Annotated in this window: 2 pseudogenes; both read left to right on the plus strand. The window is 38.3% G+C overall.

From position 1 onward, the window contains the following. Positions 1-65: 65 nt before the first annotated feature. Positions 66-1,139 (plus strand): annotated as a pseudogene (locus tag PX481_RS03175) (IS630 family transposase). Between the two features lie 4 nt (positions 1,140-1,143). Next, positions 1,144-1,311 (plus strand): annotated as a pseudogene (locus PX481_RS03180) (element excision factor XisI family protein); the annotation flags it as partial. Between the last annotated feature and the right edge of the window lie 259 nt (positions 1,312-1,570).

Consider the following 1,570-nt stretch of genomic DNA (forward strand, 5'->3'; position numbering starts at 1 on the left):
CTTATACCAAATTTCAAAAACTATGGCATACTTATAGAAAAGATGATTAAGTGGATAAATTAGCGATGCCAGTCGTACCCAAAATTGATATTGTTGAGTCAGTAGAAGATTTAAAAGAATTAATGAAACAACAAAAAAGTAGTTTAGCCTACGCTAAAGTACAGTCCTTATATTTTTTGAAGATGGGGGAGGTAGAGACGGTTCGCCATTTAGCGGTATTAATGGGAAGAGGGGAAAGAACAATCCATCGCTGGTTAAGTTTTTACAAACAAAGGAGGAATCGAGCGATTATTATCTGAAGGAAACCCACCAGGAAGACCGAAAAAGATTTCGGTAGAAGAAGTCGCTCTTTTACAAAACGAATTAAAAGACCCAGTGGGTTTTACCAGCTATAAAGAGATTTATTTTTGGCTCTCGGTCGTTCGAGAAATTTCCGTCAGCTATACAACAGTTTATCGTCTCGTTAGACAGGAATTAGGAAGCTCAATTAAAAGTACCTAGACCACGAAATCCGAGACAATTGCCTGGCGAAGTAGATGAGTTTAAAGCGAACTTATCTAAACGACTAAAAGCTTTACTAGACAGGGAAAGCGAGAAAGTAAAGCGTTACGAGAAAGTAAGTTTTTGGTGTGAGGATGAAAGTAGATTTGGTTGTCACACTATTGCTCGGAATAAAATAACTCTTTTCGGAGTTAAGCCGATTGGTAATTTTCAAGATAACTTCCAATGCTTTTGGCTGTACGGGGCTGTAGAGCCTCGACAGGGAAGAAGCTTCTTCTATGAATTCTCCCCTTTAGATGGGGATTGTTTCGGAGAATATCTATTACAACTATCGCCAGCTTTTCCCAATGAATTACATATTTTACAAGTAGATAACGCTCCTGCACATATTGCGGGACACTTAGAAATTCCCGACAATATTATCTTGTTTTATCAACCTTCTTGTTGTCCTGAAGTTAACCCCGCAACAGAGAGTTTGGCTGTACCTGAAAAATTTTCTGGCATGGGAAACTTTTGAATCTCTTGATGCTTTAAGAGATAAACTCGATGCTCTTTTAAATCGTTTATCCAATGACACTATCGGGTATTTAACGGGATGGTCTTGGATTTTAGAAGCTCTATGTCTGTCAGGAATTTAGAAATTTGGTATTACATCTTGATATAAAAAATGGCGAAATTTGGGTTCAACATGATGTCCCTGAAGTGGGAATCGCCAATGAATTAGTTAATTTAGGTGTTCCTAAAGAGGATATTGTCTTAGCTCTTCATGAACCTTTAGTTAGACCCTATACAGGGTTTGCAGTCGGTTAATTTTTTAGATACCAACGCAGAAACCGAACCACTGACCTTAAAACTTTGACCCCTTCCCGAAAACCCCATAACCCTATTTGTCTAAAAATATTAAGAGATGTAACTATTTATGCCTAAGCTAGAAAGTGATTACTCAACAGGGGTGAGATCAGGATAGTCTAGATCGAGCAGTCAGATAGATGTTTAGTTAAATTCCTACTTCAGATATGTCCGTTTCTAGTCCTCCTCGTTCCCTGCGTATCGGTTCCCGTAAAAGTCA

The organism is Microcystis sp. M53603_WE2, from assembly GCF_030065435.1.